The sequence below is a fragment of the Vibrio sp. NH-7 genome (genome assembly GCF_053643215.1).
Window position 1 is genome coordinate 878238 of the sequence record NZ_CM132187.1, and the last position, 24580, is coordinate 902817.

23 protein-coding genes are annotated in these 24580 nt (G+C 47.4%); 12 read left to right on the forward strand and 11 right to left on the reverse strand.

The window, feature by feature from the left end; all coding sequences use genetic code 11:
• Positions 1–12 precede the first annotated feature (12 nt).
• Positions 13–897, reverse strand: coding sequence for a (2E,6E)-farnesyl diphosphate synthase (gene ispA, locus ACUALS_RS04205; RefSeq protein WP_038140151.1), 885 nt, complete (start codon positions 895–897; stop codon positions 13–15).
• Positions 898–917: 20 nt separating this feature from the next.
• The gene (xseB, locus tag ACUALS_RS04210; RefSeq protein ID WP_005476034.1) at positions 918–1160 is read right to left on the reverse strand and encodes an exodeoxyribonuclease VII small subunit; all 243 of its coding nucleotides are present in this window, start codon (positions 1158–1160) and stop codon (positions 918–920) included.
• Between the two features lie 250 nt (positions 1161–1410).
• Between xseB and pomA the strand changes: the two genes are divergently transcribed.
• The 7 genes from pomA to rlmM all read left to right on the forward strand — a co-directional run bounded on the left by pomA (position 1411) and on the right by rlmM (position 8126).
• The gene (gene pomA, locus ACUALS_RS04215; protein WP_005476021.1) at positions 1411–2175 is read left to right on the forward strand and encodes a flagellar motor protein PomA; all 765 of its coding nucleotides are present in this window, start codon (positions 1411–1413) and stop codon (positions 2173–2175) included.
• Positions 2176–2185: 10 nt separating this feature from the next.
• Entirely contained in the window at positions 2186–3130 is a 945-nt protein-coding gene (locus tag ACUALS_RS04220) for a flagellar motor protein MotB (protein ID WP_038217777.1), read from the forward strand.
• A 165-nt stretch (positions 3131–3295) separates the two neighbouring features.
• Complete coding sequence (thiI, locus tag ACUALS_RS04225; RefSeq protein ID WP_269977468.1) at positions 3296–4744, forward strand: tRNA uracil 4-sulfurtransferase ThiI; 1449 nt, start codon at positions 3296–3298, stop codon at positions 4742–4744.
• 378 nt (positions 4745–5122) lie between these two features.
• Positions 5123–6031, forward strand: a complete 909-nt coding sequence (locus ACUALS_RS04230; RefSeq protein ID WP_038140155.1) for a transcriptional regulator GcvA — start codon at positions 5123–5125, stop codon at positions 6029–6031.
• Entirely contained in the window at positions 6024–6650 is a 627-nt protein-coding gene (locus ACUALS_RS04235; protein ID WP_454448927.1) for an alpha/beta fold hydrolase, read from the forward strand. The genes ACUALS_RS04230 and ACUALS_RS04235 overlap by 8 nt, the downstream gene beginning before the upstream one ends.
• Positions 6640–7038: a DUF423 domain-containing protein gene (locus ACUALS_RS04240; protein ID WP_005471814.1), complete on the forward strand. Its 399-nt coding sequence runs from the start codon at positions 6640–6642 to the stop codon at positions 7036–7038. Before ACUALS_RS04235 ends, ACUALS_RS04240 begins: the two co-directional genes overlap by 11 nt.
• Positions 7035–8126: a 23S rRNA (cytidine(2498)-2'-O)-methyltransferase RlmM gene (gene rlmM / locus ACUALS_RS04245; protein WP_038140159.1), complete on the forward strand. Its 1092-nt coding sequence runs from the start codon at positions 7035–7037 to the stop codon at positions 8124–8126. Before ACUALS_RS04240 ends, rlmM begins: the two co-directional genes overlap by 4 nt.
• Before the next feature lie 66 nt (positions 8127–8192).
• On the opposite strand, the gene ACUALS_RS04250 is transcribed toward rlmM, so the two are convergent.
• The 6 genes from ACUALS_RS04250 to queF all read right to left on the reverse strand — a co-directional run bounded on the left by ACUALS_RS04250 (position 8193) and on the right by queF (position 16340).
• Complete coding sequence (locus ACUALS_RS04250) at positions 8193–8942, reverse strand: DNA/RNA non-specific endonuclease (protein ID WP_005471847.1); 750 nt, start codon at positions 8940–8942, stop codon at positions 8193–8195.
• Positions 8943–9156: 214 nt separating this feature from the next.
• Entirely contained in the window at positions 9157–9936 is a 780-nt protein-coding gene (xni, locus tag ACUALS_RS04255; RefSeq protein WP_454448928.1) for a flap endonuclease Xni, read from the reverse strand.
• A gap of 62 nt (positions 9937–9998) precedes the next feature.
• Positions 9999–11360: a nucleotide 5'-monophosphate nucleosidase PpnN gene (ppnN, locus tag ACUALS_RS04260; protein ID WP_038190039.1), complete on the reverse strand. Its 1362-nt coding sequence runs from the start codon at positions 11358–11360 to the stop codon at positions 9999–10001.
• Positions 11361–11533: 173 nt separating this feature from the next.
• Entirely contained in the window at positions 11534–13099 is a 1566-nt protein-coding gene (locus ACUALS_RS04265) for a GGDEF domain-containing protein (RefSeq protein WP_454448929.1), read from the reverse strand.
• A 110-nt stretch (positions 13100–13209) separates the two neighbouring features.
• Positions 13210–15480, reverse strand: a complete 2271-nt coding sequence (locus tag ACUALS_RS04270) for a tetratricopeptide repeat protein (RefSeq protein ID WP_454448930.1) — start codon at positions 15478–15480, stop codon at positions 13210–13212.
• A 14-nt stretch (positions 15481–15494) separates the two neighbouring features.
• Positions 15495–16340, reverse strand: coding sequence for an NADPH-dependent 7-cyano-7-deazaguanine reductase QueF (gene queF / locus ACUALS_RS04275; protein WP_454448931.1), 846 nt, complete (start codon positions 16338–16340; stop codon positions 15495–15497).
• A gap of 82 nt (positions 16341–16422) precedes the next feature.
• Between queF and syd the strand changes: the two genes are divergently transcribed.
• The 5 genes from syd (at position 16423) to ACUALS_RS04300 (ending at position 22562) form a co-directional block, all read left to right on the forward strand.
• Positions 16423–16968, forward strand: a complete 546-nt coding sequence (gene syd / locus ACUALS_RS04280) for a SecY-interacting protein (RefSeq protein ID WP_454448932.1) — start codon at positions 16423–16425, stop codon at positions 16966–16968.
• Positions 16969–16970: 2 nt separating this feature from the next.
• On the forward strand, positions 16971–17747 hold the full coding sequence (locus ACUALS_RS04285; protein ID WP_454448933.1) for a Zn-ribbon-containing protein: 777 nt from the start codon (positions 16971–16973) through the stop codon (positions 17745–17747).
• Positions 17748–17980: 233 nt separating this feature from the next.
• Complete coding sequence (locus tag ACUALS_RS04290) at positions 17981–20128, forward strand: TonB-dependent receptor plug domain-containing protein (protein ID WP_454448934.1); 2148 nt, start codon at positions 17981–17983, stop codon at positions 20126–20128.
• A 2-nt stretch (positions 20129–20130) separates the two neighbouring features.
• The gene (locus ACUALS_RS04295) at positions 20131–20661 is read left to right on the forward strand and encodes a YfiR family protein (RefSeq protein WP_454448935.1); all 531 of its coding nucleotides are present in this window, start codon (positions 20131–20133) and stop codon (positions 20659–20661) included.
• Positions 20658–22562: a diguanylate cyclase domain-containing protein gene (locus ACUALS_RS04300; RefSeq protein ID WP_454448936.1), complete on the forward strand. Its 1905-nt coding sequence runs from the start codon at positions 20658–20660 to the stop codon at positions 22560–22562. Before ACUALS_RS04295 ends, ACUALS_RS04300 begins: the two co-directional genes overlap by 4 nt.
• A 15-nt stretch (positions 22563–22577) precedes the next feature.
• Here the strand turns inward: ACUALS_RS04300 and ACUALS_RS04305 are convergent, their stop codons facing one another.
• Genes ACUALS_RS04305 through dapE form a run of 3 tightly spaced genes read right to left on the reverse strand, consistent with a single transcriptional unit; the run spans position 22578 to position 24570 of the window.
• A complete protein-coding gene (locus tag ACUALS_RS04305) occupies positions 22578–22751 on the reverse strand; it encodes a DUF2897 family protein (protein ID WP_454448937.1) in 174 nt (57 codons plus the stop codon).
• A gap of 8 nt (positions 22752–22759) precedes the next feature.
• Positions 22760–23434 carry a M15 family metallopeptidase gene (locus tag ACUALS_RS04310; protein ID WP_454448938.1) on the reverse strand — a complete coding sequence of 225 codons (675 nt, stop codon included), beginning with the start codon at positions 23432–23434 and terminating at the stop codon, positions 22760–22762.
• Between the two features lie 2 nt (positions 23435–23436).
• Positions 23437–24570, reverse strand: a complete 1134-nt coding sequence (dapE, locus tag ACUALS_RS04315) for a succinyl-diaminopimelate desuccinylase (RefSeq protein WP_454448939.1) — start codon at positions 24568–24570, stop codon at positions 23437–23439.
• Between the last annotated feature and the right edge of the window lie 10 nt (positions 24571–24580).

Below are 24580 nucleotides of genomic sequence, written 5' to 3' on the forward strand. Positions count from 1 at the left end.
GCGCTTATTCTGTTAGTTCTTGCGCTCGATGACGTATCGGGCGAACTCTTCGAGTAACTCTGTATTGTATGGGATAGCATCCAAGGCTTGAAGTGCTTCTTTTAACAGAGTGTGAGCTTTGTTAATAGCGCCTTCCAGTCCAAGCAAGGCTGGGTAGGTGCTCTTGTTTAATTCTTGGTCAGAACCTTGCGGCTTACCTAAGGTTTCTGTATCGCTAATGACGTCTAAAATGTCGTCTTGAACTTGAAACGCCAGACCAATCGCGTCGGCGTATTTATCAAGTAGAGGAAGGACCTCAATGCCTTTCTCTCCGGCTGCTAACGCGCCCATACGGATGGCGCATTTCATTAATGCTCCGGTCTTGTTGCGGTGGATTTCTTCGAGCTCTTGCAGTGAAACAACACGATTTTCCGCCGCCAAATCGAGCGCTTGCCCCATACACATACCTGCAGCGCCAGAGGCTTCTGCCAGTACTTTAACCATCATTATACGTTGAGCTTCTGCCTCGGGGCTCAACTGACCTTCTGCCAAAATTGTAAACGCAAGTGTCTGCAGAGCGTCGCCAGTTAGGATTGCAGTCGCTTCATCAAACTTAATGTGACAGGTCGGCTGTCCGCGACGCAGTTCGTCGTCATCCATCGCAGGCAAATCATCATGGATCAATGAATAGGCGTGAATGCACTCAATGGCCGCTGCGGGCGTATCAAGTTGCTCAAGTGAGCAGCCTAGCATTTGGCCTGTAATATAGACCAAAAATGGTCTTGCACGCTTGCCACCTAGCAGCAGTCCGTAGCGCATTGCGTCGATAAGCGGTTGTTGCTGGTGAGGGAGCGTATCAAGCCAACGTTCAAGCTGTTGGTTGCTACGTTGTTGGAGTGAGGTTAGAGCCTCTTGCATAGGGGTATCTTCTAAATCAATTATTCTGGCTGAGCGTTAAAGTCAGTAAGTGGCGATTGGTCATCATTATTGAGCAAAATGCTGACGCGCTGTTCGGCGTCTTGAAGTTTGCTTTGACCTGAGCGTGCTAGGGCAATGCCGCGTTCAAATTTTTTGAGTGCATCATCTAAAGCTAAGTCACCATTTTCCAAACTGTCTACGATAACATCGAGCTCTTCGATTGTGGCTTCGAAGGTCATATTTTCAGGTTTTTTGCTCGCCATAATATGTCTACGTTGATAAAGATGCACGAAAGTTACCTTAGCGGCCAATGATGGTCAAATTTAACCGAGTAAATTTGTCAGAAAAGTCGAACTGAGACGTCGATAAGCGAGGGAAAGGTCAACAGTTGACGAAAGGCTAGTTTACTAGTTGGGATAAGTATCTATAGTAGAAGTAGAGAAAACACTAAAGATCTGAAGATGTTGCCGATATAATTTGGTAGAAGCTTTGAGATAGCATGAGGAGTGCTTTGTGGATTTAGCAACGCTGGTAGGACTGATCGGTGGTTTTGCTTTCGTTATCATGGCGATGATACTGGGCGGAAGCATCATGATGTTCGTCGACGTAACGTCGATTCTGATCGTAGTAGGTGGTTCAACATTTGTAGTGTTGATGAAGTTTACTATGGGCCAGTTCTTCGGAGCCGCGAAGATCGCGGGGAAAGCTTTCATGTTTAAAGCGGATGAACCAGAAGATCTCATCGCTAAAGTCGTCGAAATGGCAGATGCAGCGCGTAAAGGTGGCTTCCTTGCTCTAGAAGAGATGGAGATCACCAACAGCTTTATGCAGAAAGGCATCGACTTGCTGGTGGATGGTCACGATGCGGATGTGGTTCGAGCAGCCCTGCAAAAAGACATCGCCCTCACGGACGAGCGTCACGATTTTGGTTCCAGTGTATTTAGAGCCTTTGGTGACGTAGCACCAGCGATGGGAATGATCGGTACCCTCGTCGGTCTGGTAGCCATGCTGTCTAACATGGATGACCCGAAATCGATCGGTCCGGCAATGGCGGTAGCACTTTTGACCACTCTCTACGGTGCAATCCTGTCAAACATGGTCTTCTTCCCGATTGCCGATAAACTGTCGCTTCGTCGTGAACAAGAAAAACTCAATCGCCGCCTAATCATGGATGGTGTGTTAGCAATCCAAGATGGCCAGAACCCTCGTGTCATTGATAGTTATCTGAAGAACTACCTCAACGAAGGTAAACGTGCTCTTGATGTAGATAACGAGTAAGGGTGAAGGGATGGAAGAAGAAGAACCAAAATGCCCGCCCCCCGGTTTACCACTGTGGATGGGTACTTTTGCTGACTTGATGTCTCTGTTGATGTGCTTCTTCGTACTTCTGCTCTCGTTTTCTGAGATGGATGTACTGAAGTTCAAGCAGATTGCTGGTTCGATGAAATTTGCCTTTGGGGTACAAAACCGTTTGGAAGTGAAAGACATTCCAAAAGGGACCAGTATCATTGCACAAGAGTTTCGTCCGGGGCGTCCTGAGCCGACACCGATTGACGTCATCATGCAGCAAACCATCGATATTACTCAACAGACGTTGGAGTTCCACGAAGGGGAGTCTGACCGAGCGGGGGGCACGCAGCGTGACCAAGGTAAGTTAACGGGTGGGCAATCGCCTGATACGTCAACCCAGAACAACCAGAACTCGGAATCCGACAGCCAGCAACAGCAGTCAGCGGAAATGTCTCAAGAGCTTGAAACCTTGATGGAAAGCATCAAGAAAGCGCTCGAGCGAGAGATTGAACAAGGAGCCATTGAAGTGGAGAACCTTGGTCAGCAAATCGATATTCGAATTCGAGAAAAAGGCGCATTTCCTGAAGGCTCTGCATTCTTGCAGCCTAAGTTCCGTCCATTAGTGAGGCAGATTGCGGATCTCGTCAAAGACATTCCGGGCATTGTGCGAGTATCGGGCCATACGGACAATCAGCGAATTGAGTCGGAGCTGTATCGTTCAAACTGGGATCTTTCTGCTCAACGCGCCGTGTCGGTTGCCCAAGAGATGGAAAAAGTCCGTGGATTTACCTCGCAGAGGTTGCGTGTTCGAGGCATGGCAGATACCGAGCCTCTCGGTCCAAACGATACTGAAGCGCAGCGTTCGCGTAACCGCCGCGTGGAAATCAGCATCATGCAAGGCGAAGCGCTCCAAAGCGACGAAGTGCCTGTCCTCAATAATTGATCCCCACTAAACAATGAGACGAGCATCACGCTCGTCTTTTTTATGTCTGTCGCTTAATGTATAATCTTGCGCCCTTAGAGGGTGGTGACCGTACAAATAGTATGACTACTATTATGGTAGCGACCCAAAGCGAATCTACAAACCTGTTAACTTGTGAAGTGAACCATGAAATTTATCGTTAAGCCCCATCCAGAAATCTTCGTTAAAAGTGAATCGGTGCGCAAGCGCTTCACAAAGATTCTTGAATGTAATATTCGCAACATCATTAAAAGCCGCTGTGAGTCTGTCGCTGTCTTCAACCGTCGTGACCATATTGAAGTGACGTCAGAGTCCGATCAATATCGCCAGGAAGTGATTGAAGTCTTAACGCACACTCCAGGTATTCACCATGTTCTGGAAGTGCAGCAGTCTGGCTTTAAAGATCTGCACGATATCTTTGAACAGGTATTGGAACTAAACCGAGACAGCTTGGTTGGCAAAACGTTTGTTGTTCGTGCGAAACGTCGTGGCAAGCATGACTTTACCTCAATTGAGTTAGAGCGCTACGTGGGTGGCGGCTTAAACCAAGCGATCGAAAGCGCGAGCGTTAAGCTGCGTAATCCTGATGTTACGGTGAACGTTGAAGTGTCAGGTGAGACTCTCAACCAAGTGATCGCTCGCTACAAAGGTCTTGGTGGCTTCCCACTGGGCACTCAAGAAGATGTGCTTAGCCTTATCTCGGGTGGATTTGATTCGGGTGTTTCAAGCTACCTGCACATTAAACGTGGTTCTAAAGTGCACTACTGTTTCTTCAACTTAGGTGGTCCTGCACACGAGATTGGGGTTAAGCAAGTTTCTCACTACTTATGGAACAAATACGGATCTTCAGCCAAAGTGCGTTTCATTTCTGTCGACTTTGAGCCAGTTGTGGCCGAAATTCTTGAGAAAGTGGATGATGGCCAAATGGGCGTTATCCTAAAACGTATGTTTATGCGTGCGGCAGGTATGGTAGCCAGCAAGTTTAAGATTGAAGCCTTGGTAACTGGTGAAGCGCTTGGTCAGGTTTCAAGCCAAACACTGACAAACCTTCGTCATATCGACAACGTGACTGATACATTGATTCTACGTCCACTGATTAACTGGGATAAAGAAGACATCATCAATCTTGCACGTGAGATCGGTACGGAAGATTTTGCGAAAACAATGCCGGAATACTGCGGCGTCATCTCGAAGAAGCCAACAGTCAAAGCGGTGAAAGCCAAGTTGGATGAGGAAGAAGCGAAGTTTGACTTTGATATCCTAGAGCAGGTTGTTCGTGACGCACGTATGATGGACATTCGTGATATCGCTAAAGAGACCGAGCAAGCAGCACCAGAAGTTGAACAGGTTCAAGCGGTCGAAGAGCACGCAATCGTGCTGGATATCCGCAGTCCTGAAGAGGAAGACGATAACCCGCTTGAAATCGATGGCGTAGAAGTGAAGCACATCCCATTCTTCAAGTTGGGCACGCAGTTTGGTGATTTAGACCAATCTAAAACGTACCTTCTGTACTGTGACCGTGGTGTGATGAGCCGCCTACAAGCTCTGTATTTGCAAGAGCAAGGTTTCAACAACGTTAAGGTTTATCGCCCTTAGTCGTTGAGACTTGCCTTCAGAATAAACAAAGCGCAAATCGTTCATTCGGTTTGCGCTTTTTTCATTGTATTGGGTAATCGCAGACATAAAAAAACACCGCCATATAGGCGGTGCTAAAAAATTTGACAGACAGGTCAAAATAAATACAGGAAGTATATGTTTCGTCTCGGGAGACAAAACTTGGTAGAAACCTACCTAACTCGAAATACGAGTTTGCAAACACAACATCGCAACAATATGCCAATTGATTCGAAAAGGAATCAAGCCGTTCTGGCTCTTTGCTGCGGGGTGAAATATAGAATTTCTCTGGTCGTCAGGCAATGGACATTTTATAATGTTTCAGATTAAAAAAACTAATCCAATTTATAGAAGGCCAACATGTCCAGAAGATTGCCTCCACTTAACTCGCTAAAAGTGTTTGAAGCCGCCGCGCGCCATCTCAGTTTTACGCGTGCCGCGGAAGAGTTATTCGTCACACAAGCTGCAGTGAGTCATCAAATCAAAGCGTTAGAAGAATTCCTTGGCTTAAAACTCTTTCGTCGTCGAAATCGCTCCTTACTTCTTACTGAAGAAGGGCAAAGTTATTTTCTCGATATCAAAGATATCTTTACCTCACTAGCAGAAGCGACTGATAAAGTGCTTGAACGTAGTGAAAAAGGTGCGTTGACCATTAGCTTACCGCCAAGTTTCGCTATTCAATGGTTGGTGCCGCGTTTGGCCGACTTTAACCAACAAGAGCCTGATATCGATGTACGCATCAAAGCCGTTGATATGGATGAAGGCTCATTAACGGACGATGTTGATGTCGCTATTTACTACGGGCGAGGAAACTGGCCTGGGTTAAGAGCCGACAAACTTTACCAAGAATTCCTAATCCCGCTCTGTTCCCCATCGCTTCTTCTTGGACCCAAACCATTAGAAACGCTAAGTGATTTGAAACAACATACGTTATTGCACGACACATCTCGAAAAGACTGGAAACAATTTGCCAAGCAGAATGGTATTGAGGGGGTGAACGTCAATCATGGTCCCATCTTCAGTCACTCGACAATGGTTCTGCAAGCAGCCGCGCATGGCCAAGGGGTGGCATTAGGTAACAACGTTCTTGCTCAGCCAGAGATGGAAGCGGGTCGTTTGATTGCGCCGTTTGATGAAGTGCTCGTCACTAAGAATGCGTTTTATGTCGTGTGTCACGAAAAACAAGCTGATATGGGACGAATTGCAACGTTTCGAGATTGGATGTTGGCAAAAGCGCAAAGTGAACAAGAGGAGTTGTTGGATGAGTAGCTATCTTATTGATGGGCAGAAAACACAGCCGATTTTTGTTTTCGCGCATGGTGCGGGGGCAGGGATGGATCATCCTTTTATGGCGGCGGTGGCCGAAGGGCTGGCAAGTAAAGGTATTCAAGTGGTGCGCTTTAATTTCCCATACATGATTAAGCGTGCGGAAGATGGCAAAAAGCGTCCGCCAGATCGTGCTCCAAAGTTGCTGGAAGCGTATCAAGCTGTGATTGCTGATGTCGCAGGCCAGAAGCCGTTCGTGATTGGTGGCAAGTCGATGGGGGGGCGAATGGCAAGTCTTCTATCAGGTGAGAGCCAAGTGGCCGGCGTTGCTTGTTTGGGTTTTCCATTTCATCCTCCTGGCAAACCTGAAAACTACAAGGGTGCGCACTTAGCCGAACTCGATAAGCCAACACTCATCCTTCAAGGAGAGCGTGACACCTTTGGTAAAAAGGAGGAGTTCTCCGATTTTGACTTGTCTTCAGCGGTGCAAGTTGAGTTTATTCCTGATGGGGACCACAGTTTTAAACCACGCAAAAGCTCTGGCTATACGGAGCAAGGCAATATTGAGTTAGCGGTCGATAAGTTAGCTCAGTTCATCTTCGAGGTTCAGCGTGAAAAGTAAGCAGTTACTTACCATCGGTGGTTTGTTTGCGGGTACTGGCGTAGTGCTTGGCGCATTTGCTGCGCATGGGCTAAAGAAAACACTCACTCCGTATTTGTTAGATGTGTTTAACACAGGCGTTCAGTATCAATTTATCCATGCTATTGGGATAATCTTATGCGGCGCTCTGTTGCTGATAAAATTACCACCTAAGTCACAAAAATATTTCTTCCTAGCCGCGATTTGCTTTATCATCGGCATCTTTTGTTTTAGCGGCAGCCTTTACGCTTTAGCGATAACGGGAATCAAATGGTTCGGTCCAGTCACGCCATTCGGTGGATTGACGTTTATGCTTGGGTGGGGAATGTTCGTTTACGCAGCACTACAGATTAAAGAGGTGAATCAGTGAAACAATTAATGCTCTATTGCCGCAGCGGCTTTGAAAAAGAGTGTGCAGGTGAAATTCAAGATCGTGCCACTCAGCTAGAAGTGTTTGGTTTCCCTCGCGTTAAGAAAAACAGTGGCTACGTTATTTTTGAATGTTACCAAGAAGGTGACGCGCAGCGATTGGTTAAAGAACTCGATTTTAAGTCTTTGATCTTCGCTCGCCAGATCTTTGCGGTTGCGGCTGAAATCCAAGAGTTGCCACGTGAAGACCGTATTTCCCCAATCTTGCACGATCTGAGCTATGTAGAAACCATGCCTCGTTGTGGCGATATTCGTATTGAAACGCCCGACACCAATGAAGCAAAAGAGTTACTGAAATTCTGCCGTAAGTTCACCGTACCTATGCGTCAAGCACTTCGCGGAAAAGGCATTTTGTTTCCAAAAGACAGCCCGAAAAAGCCTGTGTTACACATCTGCTTTGTTGCGCCTGGCCACTGTTTTGTCGGTTACTCTCTGCCAACAAACAACTCGCAGTTCTTTATGGGTATTCCTCGACTCAAGTTCCCAGCGGATGCTCCAAGTCGCTCTACGCTAAAACTTGAAGAAGCATTTCATGTCTTTATCCCTCGTGAAGAGTGGGACGAGCGTCTTGCTGCTGGCATGTGGGGAGTGGACCTCGGTGCTTGCCCTGGTGGTTGGACGTATCAGCTTGTGAAACGCTCGATGTTTGTTCACTCAGTTGATAATGGCATGATGGCAGACAGCCTGATGGAAACCGGACAGGTAAAGCATCATCAAGAAGATGGCTTTAAATTTGAACCTGCGCGTAAGAACGTTACTTGGCTTGTTTGTGACATGATTGAAAAGCCATCTCGCGTCGCTCAGTTGATGGGCGAGTGGATCATCAGTGGTTGGGCTAAAGAAGCGATCTTTAACCTTAAATTGCCGATGAAAGGGCGTTACGATGAAGTGCTTCAGGATATCGAAAACCTGAAAATCTTCTTAAAAGACAATGAGGTAAAGTTCAAGCTGCAGGCTAAGCACCTTTACCATGACCGTGAAGAAATCACCGTCCATGTCCAGTGCTTGTCGAATATCTCGCCGCGATAGTTAAACCAACAAAAACGCTCCGATTGGAGCGTTTTTTTGTAGCAGAAGTACTAGGGTTAATAGACCCTAATTAGACGTTGGCCACATTTCCCATAGTTGTGACTCCATTGTGTTTTCAGCGCTGTCATCAATCATCGAGAAGAAATCTAACCCTGTCTGCTGTTCCACGTCATCGACTGTAGTGACAAAGTTTGCTAGCTCGCTGCCAGACACATCACGGTGCGGCACGATAAAGGCAATCGCGTCATTAAAGTAAGGGTCTAAGATGACCTTGTAAAACGCGCTTGGAATCACCACGCCATCACCAATGGTGCTTTCATTGCCGTTATAAATTGGTCCGGTGACCACGTACACTTCATTGTACTCATTAGTGACATCGCGCACGTGCTCTTCAAGTAAACGCCATCCTACTCGGTTGAACCCCGGAAGTTGTGGCGACATATTACTCATAAGAAAACTCTGCTTCATAGATTCTTGAGTAAAGTCCATCGCCGCTGAAGGGGCCAAATGACCGCGGTCGTAACCAGAGCTTCGATAGTCATCCAAGGTTGATTGCGCATAGTCAGGCAGCTCAGCGTCGATTTTAAAGCTGTTGCTCCGCTTGTAACTGGCGTTAACGCTTTCAGCAGTGAGGTGATAGGCCACCCAGTCGGCGTTCTTCGTTTGATAGTTGTAGCCAACGGCATATCCGTCACGGCATAACAGTTGATCTGAAAGTTCTGAGGGCGTGCCCATCGCAAGGTGCTGACCACATGTAGCAGCCAAAGCGGGTAGAGAGAATAGACACGTAAGGGAGAGAATTAGACCTTTTTTCATTATTGTGCTCCGTGTTAGTGGAGCACTAAAAATAGATTAATCAGTAGCGGCTTCTGTGATGAAAGTGCGACTTTGCACCGTACTTGATCGGGTAAGAGCTAGGTAACTGTCGAAGTTGAGAGGGCAACGGTTTACCCAACAGCTAAGTTTAACAACCGTAAACTAATCAATAACTTACTAATAAACATGTCGTGAGAACGTGATGTACTGAGTCCTAAGCGGTTTGCGGACCAGTATAGCGAATCGCTTGCAAGTTAAAGCCGAGTTCGATGTCTGTTTTTAACGCAGCAATCTGTTTGCAACGTCGAGCCGAATCGATGTGTTCGTCGAGCTTCTTCCGATATTTGCTTGGTAACTCGTCGCTGGCATAGGCGGCTTCGATATCGTTAAACTGGGTCAAGATCTCTTTCGCAGCTTTCGGACCAATACCCGGCACTCCTGGAACTTGGCTCGAACTCACCCCTGTAAGACCCCAGTAATCGGCCAGTTGCTTTGGCGTGACACCAAACTCTTTTTCGATAAAAGGCGCATCTAGCCAACGGTGCTGGAAGTAGTCTCGGATCTGCAGTGTCGGAGAGAGCAACTGACAGTATCCTTTGTCCGTAGAAATGATGGTGACCTTTTCACCATGATTGGCCACCTTCATAGCGAGTGTCGCGACCAAATCATCCGCTTCATCGCCATCCGACAGGAGTGAATCAATGCCCAGCTGCCACCAAGCATCTTGAATGGACTCGAGTCCGTTTAATAAAGGCTCAGGCATTGGCTTTCGGTTCTGTTTATATTCAGGCAGGATCGCCGCGCGCCAGCCACGTTCTTGGAGGTGGTGATCGAAAACCGCAATCATGTGACTCGGCTTTGATTCGTTGATGATTTTATTCAGCGTTCGCGTCGTGGTGGTGATGGTTCTTGCTATATCGTTAGGATCCGGTTGTGCGGAGTGAACGCGTCGGATTAAGTTGAGGGCATCGATAATAACAAGATGAATAGACATAAAACTCAAAAAATAAGGGCATTAAGCCCTTATTGTATCGAATGAGAGTGAGAATACCACCGCTAGCCTGTCTTGATCTCGTAGCAAGGCTCGTAAGCTGAGCCTCCAGGCAGTTTCATTCTATCTTGCTCAACGAAATCGCGGAGCAACTTGTCCATTTTCTTCATTAAGCTGCTGTCGCCGTCGAGCTTGAATCGACCGTGACGCTCAATTTCACGAATGCCTTCTGCTTTTACGTTACCCGCGACAATACCTGAGAAGGCTTGGCGTAAAGCGGCAGCGAGGTTTTCAGGTCTTTGATTAAGATGCAAGTCGAGGCTGGCCATGTTGTCATGGGTTGGCTCGAAGGGAAGCTGAAACTCAGGTTCGATTTTGAGCGACCAGTTAAAGCTGTAGGCATCACCGGTATCTTTGCGATACTGGCGAACATCCGTCATGCTTTGCTTCATGATTTGTGCAACGCGAGCTGGATCATCGACCACGATCTCATAGTGTTTCTGTGCATCTTCACCCAGAGTCTCACCGATAAAGCGGTCAATAGAGCGGAAGTACTCTTCACTCTCTTTTGGTCCGGTCAGCACAATTGGCAACGGTTGATCTTTGTTCTCTGGGTGCATCATGATGCCAAGAATGTAGAGAAGTTCTTCGGCCGTTCCTGCGCCGCCAGGGAAAATGACGATGCCATGCGCCATACGCACGAATGCCTCGAGACGCTTCTCGATGTCTGGCATGATCACCAGCTCATTGACGATAGGGTTTGGTGGCTCTGCCGCGATGATTGACGGTTCTGTAAGGCCGAGGTAACGCTGATCGTAGTAGCGCTGTTTGGCATGACCGATCGCCGCCCCTTTCATTGGTCCTTCCATCGCACCTGGGCCACAACCAGTACAGATATTGAGTTCACGTAAGCCTAGCTCATGGCCGACTTCACGTGTGTATTGGTACTCTGTTGCATTTATTGAGTGACCGCCCCAACACACCACTAGGTTGGGTTCAATCCCTGGGGTCAGCGCGCCAGCATTGCGTAAAATACCAAAGACGAGGTTAGTAATGTGGCTGGCGTTGGTGAGGTTGAGCCGCTGGTTGTCGGCCAAATGCATATTGACGTAGACGATATCACGCAGAACAGAGAACAAGTGCTCTTGAATTCCTTTGATGATTTCACCGTCGACAAACGCATGCTCTGGCGCATTGTGCAGCTCGAGCTTGATGCCGCGCTCTCGGCGCACCACATTAACGTCGAAGGATTTGTATTTGTCTAATAGCTCTTTTGAGTTATCGGTGTGACTGCCTGAATTCAAAACCGCCAACGTACAGTTGCGGTAAAGCTGGTAGAGATCACTGGCAGCGGTTTTTTTAAGGCGCTCAACTTCAAGTTGAGAGAGTAGATCCATACTACCAGCTGGACTGATATGAGTGATCATAAGAACCTCCTTGACTAGAGACGAACTCTCCAAGAGTCGCTAATTATTATTGTCCTCAGTCATTGTTGTTATTGTTCAATAAACAGGTAGGACTTTAGTTAGCTTAGCACGCTTAAATGGTTTTATAGCTAACTATTTGATATTTCTATGACAATGGTAGGAATTTATTAGGACTATTTCCACACAAGCTGATTGGTGCCAATCGCTTTGCCTTCTTTAAGGAAGAGATTCAAACGTTCCAGTAATTCTTCTGGTGTATCAGATTCTTTGAACGCAGTACTGGATGCCGACAAGGTAATGGTGAGGTGCTGATCTCTAAACTTGAATGGCAGTTTAGACACTTGACCTTGGATGGTTTGGATAAGGTTAAAGCAGTCAGAGTCAGAGCGTTCAGGCAAAAGAATAATAAATTCCTCACCGCCAAAACGAGCCACGGTGTCGGTCTCTGAAAGCTCTTTTTTGATCGTTCGGGCGATGATCTTGAGGGCTTTGTCACCTGCAGTATAACCAAAGCTATCATTGATGGTTTTAAAACCATCGACATCAAATAGGATGACTCTTAGGTTGTGCTGCGCGCGAATCCAACGACGATACTCGAGCTCCATACGATCGCCAAATGCGGTTCGGTTATAGACTTTTGTGAGTGGGTCTAACAGCATTCGCTGCGCTTGGTCTTCCAGTCGGCGTCGGTAATCTTGAGTCATTTCAAACAGCGCCTCAAGTTGACCTTTGCCATAATTCATTCGCTCTATCAGCGCTTGTTCTCGCTGCTCGGCATGACGAAGGCGCTCAGAGAGAGAGTTTAACTGTGCCACAAGTGGGTTAATTTCAGACTTGAGTTGGCTTAGGTCTGTCGCGGAAGCCACTTTTGCTTCGGTTTGCTCGATCAGCCCAGACAGTTCGTCGTTCATCTCTTGACGCTGTTCAAAGTAGCTTTGCGATTGACTGACGTTTTGTTCAGAGCTTTTCATCGAAGAAGAGAGTGAGGTGTTGACTTGCTCTAGGAACTGCTCCGATGTTTTACGCTCAAACTGAGTACCTTCAATGACGAGTTTCAGCGTTTGGAGCGTCAACTCAAGTAACGAGTGGGTATTCACGCCCACAAGAAGTTTGGCGCGAATGTCGATCAGCAGCTCGCCCGATTCACCCTCGAAATCGAGTTCGGTGATCAGATGCTGGAGTTCGTCAGAGAGCCGAGTGAGAAGTTCTCGATCAGAGCTGCTTGAAATTTGGCAAAGTGGGGTGTCTGGGTTTGAGGTGATGATTTTGATTGAGCGCTCGTACAAACCAAGCAGCTTCATGGCCTGTTCGGCTTTCGGTCGTTGAAGCCCTTTCGAGTAACTCAATAGATCACGCAGATCGCGTTTCACCTTGGCTGGTAACCCAGTCAGGCGCAGTAGTGTTTCGCCGCTGTGTTGAATCTGAGCGTCGAGATGTTCCGTCTGTTTTTCCATAGCCAAGCCTTGTTGTTTAAGCAAGCGCTCAAGCACCGCAAGTTTGGGTATGAGGGAGCTGACATCTTGTTGTTGTTCGAGTGCCTGTTTTAGCTCAATCAGCCCAGTTTTAAGTCGCGGGTCTTCACTTCTGTGAGCGTCAGTCATAGATGCAATGATGCGCTTGAGTACCTTCTGCTCTCTCTTAAATTTGAACGAGGTATCTCTCTGTGTCAATCGGACTTGTTCCAATTGAGATTTCAGATTGTGCAGCTGTGACTGAAGATCTTGCTCTAGGACGCCCATCAAAACTTAACTTACAGACAGGCGGAATGGTCCACCTCTATTTATGAATTTATTGATAATATCAAATAAAACTCATCCGTCACGGGTTACAACGTTTGATTGATGAGGTTTTACTCATCTTTTAATAGTTTTTTGATGCTGTCCTCATTCTTGTACGAAGAGTGCACCTTTATTAACCCTTGATTTATAGAATGCTTGCAGGCCTTGCGTATATTACCTGTTGCTAAACTGGCTGCTGGCGCATTTTCGATGGCTTTTAGGTAGACCCATTGGCTGCAATGTTCTTTCATGCTGAGCGTGCGCGCAGTACTGGTTGACATTAGTAGCACATCAACTAGTTCCTTATCATTAACCGCGGTATACGCTCTAGGTAGGAAAGGATAGTCAGCCATGCCCATACGAATGATGCGATTGATGCGGCGTTCTGGCTCAAACTCCATCACCCACTGTTGAATTTTGTTGAACAACTCTTCTGGGTCACTCATTTGCTCTTTATTCGGTTCTATATAAAGCAGGTTCGCGTCCGAGAAGTGATAGATTCGCGCAGGTGACTCGACTTTCTCTCGCAAGTAATCGCCAAACGCGCGCTCAAGTTTTAGCCCTTCTTCATAACCGTGTTGCAAATACATGTTGCGAAGGAATGGGACGTCAATCATCACAAAGCGAAGCCGATCATTAAGCGGTTCGTGGATCAATTCGCCCACGTGCCACTGCTCAAACTTGCTGATGCTCTCTTCAAGTGATGCTGGTAAACGGGCATTAAGCATTCTTAAATTGCGTAGGCCAGAACGAGAGTGAGTGAATAAGTCTTGGTTTAGTCTGTCGAGTTCTTCACGTTGGACATTAATTATGTGGCCGCGACGAAGAATGAATACAAACAGCAACGCACATAGTACAAACAGTGTGAAGGTGATTTTTTGGAACTTGTGATACTCGGTTCGCGTCTGTTCTAACTCTTCTTTTTGACCAGTGAGATGCAAAGTTTGCTCGACAAACTCTTTTTGCTGGCGAAACGCATCTTCGTTCAAGAGATCAATCTCTTGCTGTTCAATGTTTGCCAACGAGTTGTATTGCTTGAGGTACTCGAGTGATTGTCGATAATCGCCCTTGAGTTCATAGCCCAAGTAGAGCAACTGATAGGCGGATTTCTGGGTACTGATATCGGACGATTGCTGGGCAATGTCCAACGCTTGTTGCGCTTTTTCGATCACCTTGTCGGCGTTAAATTGATGCCTCGCCAACCCAGATTCTAGCAATAGGGCGTACGCTTTTAGGCGCGGGATATCGGCATATTCGAGTAGCTTTTGTGCTCGGTCCAAGTACTGCTCAGCCAAGGGGAAGTTGACCAAATGCAAATAGGTGGCAGCGAGTGATACGCGAATGTCGATGACGCTTTCAATGTTGTTTTGAATACGCTCATGGTCCATGGCGTTAAAGTAATGAACGAGAGCAAGGTTGTATTTACCTTGGTGGTAATAAATATCGCCCATTCGCTTTAAAATTGGAGCGAGTAGCGGAGAGTGTTCGTAATTGTCGTAAAAGTCTGCGGCTTGAGATAAGTGCTCGTTGGCTTTATCCAGCACTTTTCGTTCATAAAACAACTGGCCAAGTAAGCGGTTTACTTTTGCCAGTTCAACGCCTGAATCACTTTCGATGGCTCTCCAGTAACTGAAGAGTAACTCAGAGAGTGCCGGGTTGTATTTTTTCGCGGCAAGATAGTGGCTTCCCAACGTTGTGTGGTAGCTGATCATGACTTGGTTAGATTTTGCTTCGTCGGCATAGGGTTTTGCCTGCAAGTAAAGTCTATCGGCAACGCTCATATCCCCTTCCGCAGAGGCGATGTCAGCGAGCAGCATGGTGTGTTTGTATTGTAGACCACGCGCCAATTGCTGCGGGTTTTGGATTTCTCCAAACGACGTTTCCCATTCTTCCAGTGCTTTTCTTGCCGTAATGGCGTCGCCCGAAATTTGCCAACGAAGTCGGATATCAACCAAGCGAATATCCAGCAGTAAGTAAGGAAGATTGTAGTTGGTGGCCAGCACTGCCGCTTCTTTTAAATGTCGAAGCGCGTCACGCTGGTTACCGAGGTTGAACTCGGCACGCGCGAGAATTCGTAGTGCGTCGATTGTTCCACCGGGAGTGCGTGTTCGAGCATCCGTTTCATCACGTGAGATGGAAGAGGGGCTTTTCTCGGTTTTGTCAGTCAAAGTACGCTGAGTAATATAGTCGGTCGCGAGCTGCTTGGCTTGCTTAGGGACGATATCCACCAAACTGTTTGCTTCGCTTAACATTGGCGATGAATAAACAGTCGCAAATGCCAGCGAAGAGGAGAACAGCAGTATTAGTGCGCCAATATGGCGTGCCCAGCGTAGTAAATTCATGCTTGTCCGAGTCCTTATTGACGGGCCATACGTTGGTTGTGTGCCGGCTGAGCATCTTGATTGGAGCGGTACGGGTTGATGTCCAATCCACCTCGACGGGTGTAGCGAGCATAGACAGTCAATTGCTGCGGCTGGCAGAACTTCATGATGTCAGTAAAGATACGCTCAACGCATTGCTCATGAAATTCATTGTGCTCGCGGAAAGAGACAATGTAACGCAGCAGCGCTTCACGGTTGATTTTGTTGCCGCGATAGCGAATTTCGACGCTGCCCCAATCTGGTTGGTTGGTGATCAAGCAGTTTGATTTTAGCAGGTGGCTGTGAAGGCTCTCTTCAACAACCTCATTGTTAGTGGCATTTTGCAGCAGAGTTTCGTCGAAATCGTAGTGGGTGATTTCGATGTCTTGGTCATCGATACATTCACCATCCATCGATACGATGACTGAATCCGTGTAATCGACCACCGAACGTAGTGTAACGGCAACGGTTTCACCAGCGCACTGAGACAGATCTTGGATGAGTGTGCTTTCTACCTCATCCCAGCTAGAAAAACGCGTTTGATTGAAGCTGTTTAAGTAGAGTTTGAACGATTTGGATTCGATCAGGTTTGCGCTGGTGGCTGGAATGGAAACTTCACCGACAGCGACTTGTGGCAAGCCTTTCTCATTAAGCCAAGATAGCTCATACAATGTCCAAATATCGCAGCCTTGGAATGGCAGTTCGTCACCAAGATTGAGGTCGTCTCGGTTCAAGCTGCGTGGTACAGGTTGCAAAAGGCTAGGGTCGTATTGATTTGAGTAATCTGTTTTTTGGCCAAGGGTTAGGCCAGCAAGCTCTTTTGCGTCAGAATATTTGCTCATACTTTTGTTCATTTTCTATTAGAATGTCGAGAATTTTACGCAATCTCGCCTCTAAAAGCGACCATTCATGTTGGAGAATCTAATGGCTGATAATGCTCAACAAGCGTTACTCACATTCACTGAAAACTACCACCAAGCTTACCTTGACGCTCATGGTCATCTTCCACGCAGTGAAGAGTTGTACGATCTTGTCTCACCATGTGTTGAAAGCAAAAGTGACGGTGCAGTGGATTGGAAAGCGTTTGTAAGAGAGCAGCAAGCCGATTTTGCGAACGTGGAAGCAGGCATTGAGTTGACGTTACATGAAGACATCAAAATCTTTTATGGCGTCCAATATTGCGGAGATATGGAGGCAACGTGGAATGGCAACGAACTGACGTTGCTGCAAGTTTGGAGTGACGATGATTTTGTCCGCTTACAAGAAAACATTCTTGGTCATTTGGTGACTCAGCGCCGACTCAAACTGAAACCTACGGTGTTTATTGCGGCGACTGATGCGGAATTGGATGTCATCTCAATTTGCAACTTAACCGGTCAAGTTGTTCTTGAACGGTTGGGGACCGATAAGCGTGATGTTTTGGCTCAAAACGTGGCTGAGTTTTTAGCTAAGCTTGAGCCAGCGGTGTAACCATGTACGTAGTTGAACTTCAATTTGAGTGCTTTGATAACACCACTATCTCTGCGGTAGATAAGGCGATTAATGGCTTAATGGATGCGCTGCGTTACAACGGTCAAGTGTTAGGGCGAGAGTTTCCTATCGTGATGGGCGACGGTGAGTTTTTCGTTCGTGCAGTGTGCCCAGAGCAGCAGAGTTTGCATCCGAACAACCACTCTGACTTTGTGAATGTTTGTATCCGCCGCCTTGCGGATGCGTCTCTTTTGGCACCTAAGGTTCGTTTGCTGGGTCGAGATATTAACTCAGAGGAAGCGGCAGAAGAGGGTACCCCAAGTTGGCAAGTGCTATACACGACTTACGTTCACACCTGCTCACCGCTTAGAAGTGGTGATACCTTGCTGCCTATTCCACTGTATCGAAATGGTCCAACTCTTAACGGCGATCACAAAGCGGTGATTAAGTGGCAAACGGAGTGGCAAGCCTGCGATGAAATCCAAATGGCGGGGGGATGTCGAGCAGAGCATGCCGCATTACACGAGATTTGTGATGCTGACAGTGTGCTATTTAAGCGCGGTTGGGACCTGCGTGGTCGAATTGAATACATCACTAAAGTCCCTACCTATTACTACCAGTACCGAGTGGGCGGCCAAAGTCTTACTGATGAAAAAGCGCGCAAGTGCCCCAAGTGTGGGGGTGATTGGTTGTTGGATGAACCGCTACACGACATCTTCTATTTCAAATGTGATGACTGCCGGATAGTCTCCAATATGTCGTGGGACCATATAAAGTAATGATAATAAACCTCTCTTCGGAGAGGTTTTTTTGTAGCTAAAGGGCGACAGAAAGTGTGAAAACAAATCCTTTTTGTCGTGAGGATTTGAAACTTGATAGGAGATCATGCGGTTAGCAAATGATTGAATAATATGAAAACGCTATACTGTTTTTTGTTTAAAACTGTTCATTCGTTGCGCGCGGCTTAAGGGAATATTGCCGTTTGTTGGCAACGTGCTACGAGAAACCAACCATGCGTTTTACATTCCCAATTGCGATCGCCTCATCGCTATTGACTGCCCCGCTCGCTGCGGCTGATTTTGACCTCGACTCATTGCTTGAAATGCCTCTCTGTTCGTTAGCGGATACAAAAGTTGTCTCGGCTACTCGCACGGCGCAGAGCCTTGCTGATACTGCCGCGTCTGTATATGTGATCACGGCGAAAGAGATCAACCGCTCAGGCGCGCGCTCTGTCGCAGATGCGTTAGCTCTGGCGCCAGGGTTACATGTCGCCAAATATTCTAACTATGACTGGGGTATTACCGCGCGAGGTCAGAATCAAGCGTTGAGTAATACACTTCTTGTAATGGTGGATGGTCGCAGTGTATTCAACCCAATGTTTTCAGGTGTCGACTGGGATCTGATTCCGGTAAGCATGGACAACATTGCCCAAATTGAAGTGGTACTCGGGCCAGTTGGCACCATCTGGGGAGGGAACGCAGTCAATGGCGTTATCAACATCATCACCTCTGAAGCCGAGAGTGCACCCGATGGCAAGTTCGCGATTAAAGAAGGCAACTATGGTTATTCTGAGTATCAGCTACATGAGTCAACCCAGATTGGGGAGTATGGCTATCTAAGCGGATATTTTGAGTTTGTCGACCATATGCCGTGGACCAGTGACGAAGAGCGTGTACAACCGGTTCAAGATTACAACGTCTATACCGAGCGTTTTGGTATGCGGTTCGACTATCAAAAGTTTGCCCACACCGTGAGTGTCCAAGCGGGTGGGATTCGCTCACGTGAGGACTATCAATGGGTGAAATACCACCCTCACTTTCTCAATCCCGGTCAGCCAAGTGCCAGCGTTTACGATACTGAAATGACGATGCAAGAGTACTTCTCAGGCTTACAACACATTTATGATGTTGAAAATGGCGATAGTTGGGAAAACAAGCTTTGGCTCACTTACAGTTCAAACGATAGTACCGCTCGAGATGCGCAATTTTGGCGTGTCGATCTTGATTCCCACTACACCATTAAAGATTGGTGGGGAACACAGCTTAGTTTAGGTGGCAATGTTCGGATAATTGATGAACAACTAGGTCAATACAGTGACAGTGAGCGCTATTCTGTTCCTTATATTAGAGTGACGGATAACGCCGATTTCTTGAACCAAAGTTACGGTTTGTATGCGAACTGGAACATTGATATCAGCGATAAGTCGACGTTAACCTTGGGTAACCGCTGGCAATACAACAACTTGACGCATAGTGTCGATGCCCAGCCTCAGATTAGATTGAGTTACCAACTGTCCGACAACCAACGTTTGTGGGCAGGATGGGGACGCGCGGTGGTGACCCCTTCGCGATTGGAGTTGGAGACCACCTTCCAAGAGAACTACTACGTTGAATCTGGGGCGCACGATGGCGCAGGAAACAAGTACGACTACATTGCGACGTATCACTATCGAGGTGGAGATGACCTTAGTATAGAGAGTGTTGAAACTTACGAACTTGGTTATCGCTTCTGGGATACTAACAAAGTGCAGCTTAATATGAGTGGTTTCTACAGCATTCACGAGAATATTCGAGCCTTAAAAGGGGTGAGTGCTCAAGGCTGGGTGATTGCAGGTGACTCATCACCAGGCACGGTCGGGACTTACATTGAACAGTACGTATCAGAATACGTTGACCCTCTTTGGTCTGAAACCATGGGTGGAGAAATTGCACTCAAATGGCAGCCGATTGAACCCCTTCAAATCAACACCAACTACAGCTATAAGCGAATTGTTGGTCATTGTGAAGGTGCGATATGTGGCTCTAACGATGCGGTAGAACGTCAGTTGGAAAACCAACCTAACCACTATGTGAATGCCCAAGTGATGTGGGACATCACTCCGCAGTGGTGGGCAAGTGCGTCTATGCAGTATGTCTCCGAGTCAAAATTGCATCGTGATTTTGTCGATGATCCAAGTTACATCTGGCCGAAAGTATTGAGTTTCGATGCCTCGGTGAGTTGGCAGTACGCCGATTGCACCCCAAGAATTACAGGTTCGGTTGAGAATCTAGGCGCAGATCAGTCGACGGAATTCCCAGATAGCCAGCAGCCATTTCAAAATGGCACTCAGTACTGGTTGACGCTTGACTGGAATTACGGCGCCGTCGACTGGACAAGATAAGCATGGGCTCACATTTTTCTATTTTGGCGACCAAATGTTTGGTCGCTTTGGGTTTATTGATTGTTCCACTTCTCGTGCAGGCAAAAGTGGATGATGTTGACCTAAAAGCGGTCTACCTGTTTCGTTTTGCGCTGCTGTCGGACTGGAATCACACCGATATAGCGACTGACCACATTGACTACTGTGTTGCTCAACAAAGTGATGTCGGCTTTCGGTTGGAAGCGATTGTGGCGACAAAGCCAGATATGGCAAGGTTTCATGACATGTTAAGTGGTGTTGCGCCTTCGGTATGCCATATCTTGTTTATCGAAAACGGCGATGAGGCGATCATTGCCAACCTGCATATTAGATATCCTAATGCACTGCTGGTTGGCAATGGCGTTGAATTCGTCGCTAACGGCGGCATGGTCGCCTTTATTAAAGTTCGCAACCGCATTCGTCCGTTGATCTCACGTCAAAACGTCGAAAAGTCTCGGGTACAGATTCGCTCTCAACTGCTTGAAGTCTCTGAAATCTATGAGGAGGCGACATGATCAGCGCGCGTTTTACTCAGCTTCCACTACGCTACAAGATGATCTTACCGACTTGGTTTATGGTGATGTTCATTGTCTTGATCATAGGGACTCCCGCGATTCACTTATTGTTCTTGTCTCAGCGAGAAGCGCAAGAGCATCGCGTTCATATCTTGTCTCAAGGCGTGGCAAGTACACTGCAAGCCGCTCTGATGTTTGATGATCCGATTACCGCCAAAGAGCAGTTGGTGAATCTCACGTTTGACCCAGACATCATTGCTGCCAAGGTGATCAACGAGTATGGCGAGACCATCACAAGCATTCACCAACTTCCAACGCAGTGCCAGTGGACACAAGAGTCGGTGACCTGTGCAGATACCAGGTTTCAGGTGGATAATACCGATATTTTCCTTGAAGGAGAAAAGCTTGGTACGCTCGTCGTGTGGGAATCGTTGGAGTCTATTCAGAGTAATGAAAGGCGACTATTTAGCTATTTAGGCGCGTTGACAGTGTTTATTTCTCTGCTGTCTTTGGCATTTGCGCAGTTGTTGCACGGTGTGATTGTCAAGCCTTTAACCGCATTGCACAGCACCATGGAAAGAATGATTACTCAAGGGATCGCAAAAAGCTCGATAGATATTGTTCATGATGATGAAGTGGGCAAGTTGACCCGTTGCTTTAACGAAATGATCGCTAACCTCCTTGACCGAGAGAGCCAGCTGCAAAGTGCATTGCAGCGTGTTGAACAGAAAAATCGCTACATTCACGGCGCCCTTGATGCAATGAAGCGAGGGGTTCTTGTGGTTTCTCCGGGCAATAAGATCAACTACGGTAATCCGGTGGCGATCAGTGAATTGATGGAAAACCAGAGCCGATTCACAACGCGTGAAATGTTGGCAAGCCGCTTTGAGCCCAAAGCGGCAATCGAGCAGGTGATTGACGCGATTGAGAGACATCAGCCACTGGCGGCAGTTGAGCTTCGTACACTGGATGGACAAAAGTGCTATCGAGTGAGTTGTCACCCAATGGAAGAGGCGAGTCAATCTCTGTTGCAGTTTCAAGATGTCACGTCCCAAAATCTGTCAGAGCAAAGACGTAAGTTGTTAGAGCTCATGTTCGATCAAAACCAAGACGCTATTTTTGTTTTGGATAGAGACTTAAACGTAACGACGCAAAATACAACCTCGCTGGAACGATTTGGTGTGTTGAGTGCCATTCAAGAGCTGGTGGTGAAAAAGCCGCTCTATTTCTCGCTAGCCTTGACCAAAACCTTGCTCAACAGTGGCGTTATGATCAGCAAAACCATTATTCGACATACTAATCAGACTTGGTCGCCCTATCGCTTGAAAGCGAAAGCGTTAAAAAGTGGCGAAGGTCGAGTTGAAGCCTTCGTGATCAGTTTGACGGATTTGACTCTGGGTCTTGAGCTGGAAAGACTGAGCTTTGCGGCTAACCATGACACCTTGACCGGACTGGCTAATCGCTCTAAAGCGCTGAAGAGTTTGCAAGCTCGTCATCGCAAAGGGCAAGCTCAGTTTATCTTTTTCCTCGATCTTGATGGCTTCAAAGCGGTGAACGATCAATATGGGCATGGTGTGGGAGATGAGTTGCTGCGCATTGTCGCTAAGCGGCTAACAGGCTGCATATCAGCAAAAGACTTGGTCGCACGGATTGCTGGGGACGAGTTCTTAATCGCGATTCGCAGTTCTGGCCAATGTCAGCCAATCGCACAGCGCATCATTGATACATTGGCCGTTCCGATTGTGATCAACGAGAAAACCTGTCAAGTGACGGCAAGTATTGGCATCAGCTACTGGGCCGCGGAAGATGAGGTGATCTTGGATGAGAAAATTGACCAAGCTGATCGCAATATGTATGTCGCGAAGCGTTTAGGGAAAAACCGTTTTTATTACGCACTCTGAGCGGAAAAAAAGACGCTAGGGTGCGTCTTTAGGGGCATCGTCATCTTTCTCTTGCTCGTCTTTGGGCTTGGGCTGTTTGGGTTTGTAATCAAACTTCATTTTTGCGGTGTACTTCAGCGCCATGATATTGCCAACGACCACGCTCAATACAATCGCAATAATCACCCAAGGGTTGGTCAATAAATCCATAACGGCTCCTAGCGAGAAAGATTAGTAATATACTGATTGTAGATGGTTTCTAAATTATCTAACACGACTTGTTTGCCAATAATTGCGCTAGATTCGATCTCTTTGTGTAACACATCTAAAGTCAGGTGGTTAAGGCACCGCTGCGCAGTCTCGCGATGACTAATGTGCCAAGGTTCAATCGCAACACCGCCGTTATCCTCTTGGTACGGAAAATAGAAGCCAAACAGCGCCAAGTTATCTTTTAACCACAGATAAAACGGTCGTTGGTGAGCGTTGAAGTACTCCCAAGGTTCGAGTTGTAAGGCCTCCCCCTGAGGAAGCGCATCACGATCGAATAGGTCAAAATCGCTGCCCCAGTGATGTCGACTGGTACCTGGCAGTGCCGACCAGCGCAATATCGCGAATACCTTGTCTTGCTCGCTCAAGGTTTCTGGGGCGAGCGGTTGGCTTTGCACGTCTAAAATTGTTGCAGCGCCCGTCATTTTGCGATTCCAAATCATCAATTGACGCTCGAAATCCCGAAACCCACTGGCGATATTGAGGTTAAAGCCTGCCCCATCGGCAGCCTGCTTGAGCGCGAGTAGATCCTCTCGCGCCTCAGGGTGAACGAGAAAGTGTTTCTGGCCAATCAAAGCATCCACCAAATGGGTGGATACTTTTCCGGTTAGTTGCGCTGCGTTCATTGCTAAGTGAGCAGGTTTTCGAGGGTTTTTTGATACATCTGGGTGAGTTTTTCCAGATCATCAATTTTGACGCACTCGTTCACTTTATGAATGGTTGCGTTAACAGGACCAAGCTCGACCACTTGGCAATCCATTCGGGCGATGAATCGGCCATCAGATGTACCACCAGTGGTGAGTAGTGCTGGTTTGGTTTGGTTAACTGAATCCACTGCATCGACGACTGCGTCCAATAGCGCGCCAGTATCGGTCAAGAATGGGTCACCATTGAAGGTCCATTTGAGGTCGTAGTCCAGCTCATGTTTATCCAAGGTCTCAACAACACGGTTAACGATCATGTCGTTATTAAGTTCGGTGCTGAATCTTAGATTGAACTGAACGTTAAACTCACCTGGAATGACATTCGACGCCCCAGTGCCTGCATGAACATTTGGGATTTGGAAACTGGTTGGTGGGAAGTAAGCGTTACCTTGATCCCATTCGGTGGTCGCGAGTTCGTGAATCGCCATTAGTGACTGGTGCACGGGGTTATTCGCAAGGTGAGGGTACGCCACGTGACCTTGCGTGCCTTTGACCGTGAGATCGCCAGTAATCGAGCCGCGACGACCGTTTTTCACTACGTCTCCCACCACTTCGGTACTTGATGGTTCACCGACAATACACATGTCGATGTTCTCACCACGTGCCATTAGAGTTTCTACCACACGGACAGTACCATTAATGAATGGCCCTTCTTCATCCGACGTAATCAAGAAACCGATCGACCCTTTATGATTTGGGTTGTCTGCGATGAACTGCTCCACGGCGACAATCATACTGGCTAACGAGCCTTTCATATCGGCCGCGCCACGGCCATGCAGATAGCCATCAATTTCAGTCGGTTCGAATGGGGGCGTGTGCCATTGGTCTAAGTTACCAGCCGGTACGACGTCAGTATGGCCCGCAAATGCAAACAGTGGAGCCTCCGTACCACGGCGTGCCCAGAAGTTAGTGGTGTCTTCAAACACCATCACTTCAATTTCGAAGCCGAGGGCTTTTAAACGTTCGATCATCGCATCTTGGCAACCAGCATCTTCAGGGGTTACCGACTGGCGGCTGATTAAGTACTTTGCGAGAGCCAGTGTCGGGCTATCTGTCATCCTTGAAATC